Consider the following 7341-nt stretch of genomic DNA (forward strand, 5'->3'; position numbering starts at 1 on the left):
TTTAGTTTTTAATTACTTTGTTATTTTAATTTTTGAAAGGCTTGTATTCCTTTCCTCCTCCTTCGTATCCGGCATTCTTGAAGAATTCCACGAAAGTCAGACGCATCGGATGCACCATGGCACCCAATACATTCATAAAGATATTAATAGCATGGCCGATGACAAATATCAGCACCATGACGATCGGACCGGCTATCACATTGTCCGGACTCATTCCGACAGCCAAACTATTGAATACACTGGCCAGAATACCACCGGAAAGCCCCAAGGCAAATAGACGGACATACGACAAGACATCGCCTAACAAACCAGTAGCCATGTTATAGCTGTCCCACAGCCCTAAACCGATATTGACAAACACATTTTTATCCGGACTATTGTACAGATAAGCCATCAGTACGCCTATGCCCAAGAAAATCAGATGCAACGTACCGCCCATCGCCATCACACCCGGAGCCGCAAAAGCTACCGCCGTGCTGACCAGAATCAGAATCCAGCCAATAGTAGAGATGGCATATTTCACGCCAAACTGAATGGTCTGATTGACAGCTTTCAGAATCATACCGAAAATAATCTGTACTCCTCCCAAGATCAGTGAAAGATTGAACATCTGCTGGTTGTCCAACGAAATGGATTCTTTCAAAGTCTGGAAGAACGGCAATTGAATGTCATACAGGTTAAAGCCGAAACAGGTACCTGTCAGCAGTCCGCACACCATAGTCGAAGCGCCCAGAATCTGCACCAAAGTCAGAATCGGCTTCATGGAGGCACTCAACTTCTTGGCAAACAAACGATATAGCGTAACAGCCAACAACATAAACAAGCCATATCCGGAATCTCCCAAGCAAAGACCGAAGAACAACATAAAGAACGGGGCAAAGAACGGAGTCAAGTCCAGTTCGTTGTATTTCGGCAACATATACAACCGCATGATTGGTTCGAATAACCGGAAAAAACCTTTGTTTTCCAATAGAATTGGTACATCATCCCCCGGCTGTGGAGCTGCTGTTTCGTAATAGACTTCCTGCGAACGGAGATATTCGGTCATTTCCGGTACTTGCTCCGTCGGAATCCATCCCTCCAGCAACATCAACTTATTGTCGGCCAAAGCATCGGTACTCAATACGACTTTCGAGAACTCAATCTGCGAATGTACCCGATGCTGGGCAGCCTGTAAATCCGGAATTACGGTTTCAGCCAGTTCCTTCAATTTATTTTGAAGCGTTTCCTGCTGAGCCTTTAAGTCGGTCACGGTCTGTTGCAAAGTAGAAAGTGAATTTTCCGGCAACTTAGCCGTTTCCACTTCCAGTTCCGGCACAGTGTCACCTTTCGTAATTGTGACAAAATAGAGCTTCGAACCAATTTGATTAATCACCGTAGCATGATACAAATCGGTCCATTCCGGCTTGAGCTGCTTTTCCGAACAGATATAAAAACCTGTCTGATAACCGGCTGCCTGTAAGCGGGAAATATTCTGCGGATCAAAATCGCCCCACGGTTCTAACATCGTCACCTCTTTCTCTACCGCCTGAAGGCGATGAGCAAGTTGCTGCGACTGATGAAGCAATTCTTCCGTTTGCTGCAAGGCTTGTTCTCCTCTGTCTGCGTCTCCTTTATGCGATTCAGTAGAAGGCACTCCCATTCCCTGCAACAACTTGATGGCAGAAGCATACCGGGCCGACAAGCGGATACTCTCCTGCAAGGAAGCATTCTCAGCTCCTCCCTGCGCCTTTGTCACCACATGTACGACTCCCAGGTCACGGATACTTTTCAAAAAACAATCATACTCTTTATGGTACACCAAAAAAGTAACCTTTGTCATTTTTGCAATCATACTTCCGCCTCCTTTCTTTTCTCCTGAATAGACTTCAAAATCTTCTGAGAGGATTTTGACAAGTTCTCCTCATCTTCCATAAAGCGTTTGATTTTCCGCAGCGCATCCTGATAACCCGGTATCTGCACCTTCTCAAACAGGTTTACCTTCTGAGTGGTTTTCTTTCGCGCATGTTCCAGCAAATCAAGCTTGGCCAGCGTGAACTCTCTTTCGATGGCTGTTTCGGCAAGTTTCTGCAACAGATGAATACCGTCGGCATACCACTTCGGGCTACAGAATAAGCTAAATGGCCGGATATCAAACTCCACCTCATCCAGCAACGGAACACGGACGCCTGCAATCTTCCTCACACCCAGATGCACATCTTTTACCCTTACCAATGAGGCATCAAATTCATTCCAAAGGGCATGCATGTGCTCGTATGAGGAGATTTGCGCTTCCAGTCGTTCCTCCAGCCCGGCAGCTTCTTCCTTGCAGCGTTTCACTTCCATGCGCAGGGCACTCTCCTTATTCTTAATGATAGGGAGCGTACGCACACGGACCTTCAGCTGCTTTTCAAGCTGTTGCAAAGAGGTCTTGTTATACTGAAATTTTATTGCCATTTTAAAGTCTTATATTTTTATTTCTTCCAATACTGATCTACGAATTCTTTCTTGATGTTCACCTCTTCCGGCTTGAAATATTTCCGGAACAGTCCCCAGGTCACATCCAACATTTCGGTTGTGTTCAGGTTCACATCGATGGCCAGCAACTGGTTGGCATAATCCTTGGCAAAAGCCAACGCACGTTCATCGTAATTGGTCAGGTCGAAACCGTTTTCCATCTTGGTCTTGGCATTGGCGGCATCGGCATACAGACGTACGGCGGCATTCATCACCTGCGGATGATCTTTACGGGTCTTCTTACCGCTTACCAGCTGTTTCAAACGTGACAATGAACGGAACGGATCGACAATTACCTTACCGATGTCGCTGTCACGACGCAAGAAGAGCTGACCTTCCGTGATGTAACCTGTATTATCCGGAACTGCATGTGTAATATCTCCTCCCGAAAGGGTAGTCACCGCAATAATCGTGATAGACCCTCCACTCGGGAACTGTACAGCTTTCTCGTAAATCTTCGCCAAGTCGGAATAGAGTGAACCCGGCATAGAGTCCTTCGAAGGAATCTGATCCATACGGTTGGACACGATAGCCAACGCATCGGCATACGAAGTCATATCCGTCAGCAGCACCAATACCTTTTCATTGTGCTCCACCGCAAAATATTCAGCAGCGGTCAAGGCCATATCCGGAATCAACAGACGTTCTACCGGCGGATTCTCCGTGGTATTCACAAAACTGATGATACGATCGAGGGCACCTGCATTCGAGAATACATTCTTAAAATAAAGGTAGTCATCGTTCGTCATACCCATACCTCCCAGGATAATCTTGTCAGTCTGTGCACGCAAGGCCACATTGGCCATTACCTGGTTGAAAGGCTGATCCGGGTCGGCAAAGAACGGAATCTTCTGTCCGGATACCAAGGTATTGTTCAAGTCGATACCGGCAATACCCGTTGCAATCAGCTCTGAAGGCTGTTTACGACGTACCGGATTTACCGACGGGCCACCAATTTCTACTTCTGTACCTTCTACCTCCGGCCCTCCGTCAATCGGTTCACCGAAAGCATTGAAAAAACGTCCGGCCAGCTGCTCGCTCACCTTCAGCGTAGGAGACTTACCTAAGAAAACGACCTCTGCATTGGTAGGAATACCTTCCGTACCTTCAAAAACCTGCAGAGTCACCTCATCACCGGCAATCTTCACCACCTGCGCCAGCTTGCCGTTCACCATAGCCAGTTCATCGTAACCTACTCCCGTCGCTTTCAGCGAACAAGTGGCCTTGGTTATCTGGCTAATCTTTGTATATATTTTTTGAAAAGCTTTTGTCGCCATTTTCTACCCATTTATTGATTTCACTTATTTTACTTTTCGTTCATCCACCAGTTCCTGCAACTGTTTCCGGAACTCCGTGTACTGCGGAGAGCGGAACGGTGAATAGTTCATCTGCTTGCAGATATTAATCATTTTCTTGAAGTAGTCCATCACTTCCACAAAATTGTCGAAGCTGAAATCCGTATGGCAAATATCAATCACCATATTCACGATTTCTTCCTGACGTTCCATCGGAGTCACTGCATCCACCTCATCAAACGCATCCTGCTGCAAAATCACAAAGTCAATCAGTTCTGATTTCCAGAAAATCACGTGATATTCTACAGGTACCCCGTCATCACCTAAGATGTTGATCTGCTCGGCAATTTCCTTACCACGCAACAAACGCGTCTTCAGTTCTGTCACCTTGCCAATCCATTCTCCATTGATATGCTCTGTAATATAAGCTTCAAATTCAGGGTATTCCAGATACTTGGAATAAGAATCAATCGGGTTTACAGCCGGATAACGCTTACGGTCAGCACGTTCCTGCTCCAAGGCATAGAAACAGCGGGCCACCTTCTTCGTATTTTCCGTCACCGGTTCCTTCAAGTTACCACCGGCCGGTGACACCGTACCGATAAAAGTAATGGAACCCGTCTGTCCATTGTTCAGATGTACATAGCCCGCACGGCCATAGAAGTTGGAAATAATAGCAGAAAGGTCCATCGGGAAGGCATCTGGTCCCGGAAGTTCCTCCATACGGTTAGACATTTCACGCAAAGCCTGTGCCCAACGAGAAGTAGAGTCGGCCATCAGCAAGACTTTCAATCCCATGGCGCGATAAAATTCAGCCATCGTCATAGCCGTGTACACAGAGGCTTCACGAGCAGCTACCGGCATGTTGGAAGTATTGGCCACGATAATCGTACGCTCCATCAGCTTCCGTCCTGTATGCGGGTCTACCAATTCCGGGAACTCTGTAAAGATTTCCACGACCTCGTTAGCACGCTCACCACAAGCTGCGATAATTACGATATCCGCTTCAGCCTGTTTGGAAATCGCGTGCTGAAGCACCGTCTTTCCTGTACCAAACGGTCCCGGAATAAATCCCGTACCTCCTTCCACTATCGGGTTCATCGTATCAATGACACGTACACCCGTTTCCAGCAGTTTATAGGGACGCGGCTTCTCTTTATAATTGGTCATCGCCTTCTTCACCGGCCATTTCTGAATCATATTCACCGGAATCTCGTTGCCTTCCACGTCCGTCAAAACTGCAATTGTATCTTCTATCGTATATTCACCTTCCGCTACAATGGATTTCACCTTATAAGTGCCCTGAAGCTGGAAAGGTACCATAATCTTCAATGGCTGATGATTTTCTTCCACTTCACCCAACCAAGCAGAAGGCCCCACTTCATCACCCGCTTTTACAATGGGTTTAAATAACCATTTCTTTTCTTTATCCAGCGGATAAGTATACTGGCCACGTTTCAAGAATACCCCTTCCATTTTGTCAAGGTCGTTCTGCAATCCATCATAGTTTTTCGAAAGCATCCCCGGACCCAATGTAACTTCCAGCATGTGGCCCGTAAATTCGGCTTCTGCACCCACTTTCAGTCCACGTGTACTTTCAAAAACCTGTACATACACATTTTTACCCACCACTTTGATGACCTCAGCCATCAGGCGGTCGCCTCCGGTCGAAATATAACAGATTTCATTCTGTGCCACTGGACCATCGACGGTTAATGTAACCATATTGGCGATAACGCCTATCACAGTTCCTTTTGTTGCCATTCTATTTTATTTTTACTATTTTCTAAACTCTTCCGGAATCTGTACCTCTTCCTTCAAATGCTGAATCATCTGACGGAACAGTTCGCTTCCCTTTTCTTTGTCCAGTGAAATCCAGCGTTCAATCATCTCCAGCTGTAGCAAAAAGACAAACAGACGCTCTACCGTGAAATAATTGAAAAATGACTCGTCTTCCAGCCATTTCCAAGCCAGCAAATCCGTTTTCTTTTCTCGTTCCACCAGTTCATCCATTTCTGCAATACGTTGCAAGTCTTCCATATACTCCAACTGCTCACCCAAGCCGAAATCACGCGCATTCGACGTTCTCAACAGTTCACAGACCTCGGTATCTCCCACTATCCGTGAAGCTACTTCCAGTTTATATTTACGTGAGATAAAAGCAGAAAGGATATTGTTCACATTCAGACTGAACTCAAACCAACGGCTCACAAAACGATTACCACATTTCATGGCGTACGCATAATAGGCAGCCGCAAGTGCCTCCTCAGCAACGAAATGTTCTTCACCTGTATTCTGAAAATACAATGCTACAAAATCATATAAATAAGAAGGGAATTTTTTCTCACGAGCATCCCCCTGACGAACAGCTTCTATCAGAAGAAGCAAATCTTCGGCAGAAAAATTTCCTCGTTCGTCCACTCCCGCATCCTTATCCTTTAATAATTTAAGTAGATTTCTATTATCAAATTTCAGGTAAAACAAATCGATCAGTTTTTTGTCCTTATCAGACAACGAAGGATAAAGTTCAGATTTAAAGTTTTCAACGGTATAGCTCAGCTTGCCATCATCCAAAGATAAAGTAGGCAAGCCAGCCACCAAGTAATAATAGTTGCTCATGCCATTGGATTAAAACAACATTTTAACTAACTGAGGACGAAGGAATTCTTTAAAATAATTTTCAAACTCTTCCTCTCCGAAATTCACCTTATAAGAGCCATCTGCAGGTGAAATGGAAAACAACATCTTCATTCCATTTACCTGAGTGATAGTGACACCTTTATCCAGCAAATTCTTTGCCTTTGAGGTAAAATATTTCTTCAAGCTTTCCGCATCTTTCACTGAAATATCAATCGGTTCATTAACTGACCATTTTTCAGCCAGAGTCAGAATAAATTTATAAAGGAATTCCTTGTCTGCAGTAAAACCTTTCACTGCATCTTCCACAGTTTGGTTAGTCAGCAGATTGGCTACTTCCGTCTTCAACGCATTCACCGCCTGACCTGCAAAAAGTTTTAACTCTGATTTCGTGTTTTCAGTCAATTCATCAGCTGATTTTTTTGCATCGGCCAGTATCACTTCAGCCTGTTTCTTCGCATCTTCAATCAGCTTCTCCGCCTGAGCCTGAGCTTCATTCACCAGTCGCTGAGCTTCCTCATTTCCTTTTTCTACCCCTTCACGGTAGATTTTATCGGTTAGCTCTTGAATTTTGTTTTCCATGATGATTTATATTTATAAAAGATTACTGCCTATAAGATTTTTTAGTTGCCCAAATATAACAACTTTTTTACTCAAAGCAAGTATATTCCTCATGAATATTTAACTGAGAACACTGAAAATAAATGAAAATCTTAAATTATGACTTTTTAATGCGGAAAGCCTCTAATTCCGTTCAAAGTACATGTTTTCAACGACTTAAGCAAACAAAAGTATAGAAAAACCGAGAAAGAAGGATGCACAAAAAAAGCCCCGAAGCATTTCTGCCTCGGGGCTCTATCTAAAACGGCGACTACCTACTCTCCCACTTGTACGCAGTACCATCGGCGTGGCG

At 44.7% G+C, this 7341-nt stretch carries 6 protein-coding genes; all 6 read right to left on the reverse strand.

The genetic code is table 11. The features are described from left to right. Positions 1 to 25: 25 nt before the first annotated feature. From RDP42_RS07710 to RDP42_RS07735, 6 genes are read right to left on the reverse strand one after another with little or no spacing between them, the layout of a single operon-like run. Positions 26 to 1834, reverse strand: a complete 1809-nt coding sequence (locus RDP42_RS07710; protein WP_308763219.1) for a V-type ATPase 116kDa subunit family protein — start codon at positions 1832 to 1834, stop codon at positions 26 to 28. Beyond that, positions 1831 to 2436 (reverse strand): V-type ATP synthase subunit D, encoded by a 606-nt coding sequence (locus RDP42_RS07715; protein WP_303916751.1) that lies wholly within the window; start codon positions 2434 to 2436, stop codon positions 1831 to 1833. The genes RDP42_RS07710 and RDP42_RS07715 overlap by 4 nt, the downstream gene beginning before the upstream one ends. Before the next feature lie 17 nt (positions 2437 to 2453). After that, positions 2454 to 3773, reverse strand: a complete 1320-nt coding sequence (locus RDP42_RS07720) for a V-type ATP synthase subunit B (RefSeq protein ID WP_148330952.1) — start codon at positions 3771 to 3773, stop codon at positions 2454 to 2456. A gap of 24 nt (positions 3774 to 3797) precedes the next feature. Continuing rightward, positions 3798 to 5555 carry a V-type ATP synthase subunit A gene (locus RDP42_RS07725; RefSeq protein ID WP_303916753.1) on the reverse strand — a complete coding sequence of 586 codons (1758 nt, stop codon included), beginning with the start codon at positions 5553 to 5555 and terminating at the stop codon, positions 3798 to 3800. Between the two features lie 15 nt (positions 5556 to 5570). Next, a complete protein-coding gene (locus RDP42_RS07730) occupies positions 5571 to 6410 on the reverse strand; it encodes a DUF2764 family protein (protein ID WP_308763220.1) in 840 nt (279 codons plus the stop codon). A 9-nt stretch (positions 6411 to 6419) separates the two neighbouring features. Beyond that, positions 6420 to 7010, reverse strand: a complete 591-nt coding sequence (locus RDP42_RS07735; protein ID WP_308763221.1) for a hypothetical protein — start codon at positions 7008 to 7010, stop codon at positions 6420 to 6422. Between the last annotated feature and the right edge of the window lie 331 nt (positions 7011 to 7341).

This window comes from uncultured Bacteroides sp. (genome assembly GCF_902472605.1).
In the GTDB taxonomy this organism is placed as follows: Bacteria; Bacteroidota; Bacteroidia; order Bacteroidales; family Bacteroidaceae; genus Phocaeicola.

Excerpts from the sequence above, each read along its gene's own strand:
- RDP42_RS07710 (WP_308763219.1), bottom strand. The coding sequence starts at position 1,834 with ATGATTGCAAAAATGACAAAGGTTACTTTTTTGGTGTACCATAAAGAG.
- RDP42_RS07715 (WP_303916751.1), bottom strand. The coding sequence starts at position 2,436 with ATGGCAATAAAATTTCAGTATAACAAGACCTCTTTGCAACAGCTTGAA.
- RDP42_RS07720 (WP_148330952.1), bottom strand. The coding sequence starts at position 3,773 with ATGGCGACAAAAGCTTTTCAAAAAATATATACAAAGATTAGCCAGATA.
- RDP42_RS07725 (WP_303916753.1), bottom strand. The coding sequence starts at position 5,555 with ATGGCAACAAAAGGAACTGTGATAGGCGTTATCGCCAATATGGTTACA.
- RDP42_RS07730 (WP_308763220.1), bottom strand. The coding sequence starts at position 6,410 with ATGAGCAACTATTATTACTTGGTGGCTGGCTTGCCTACTTTATCTTTG.
- RDP42_RS07735 (WP_308763221.1), bottom strand. The coding sequence starts at position 7,010 with ATGGAAAACAAAATTCAAGAGCTAACCGATAAAATCTACCGTGAAGGG.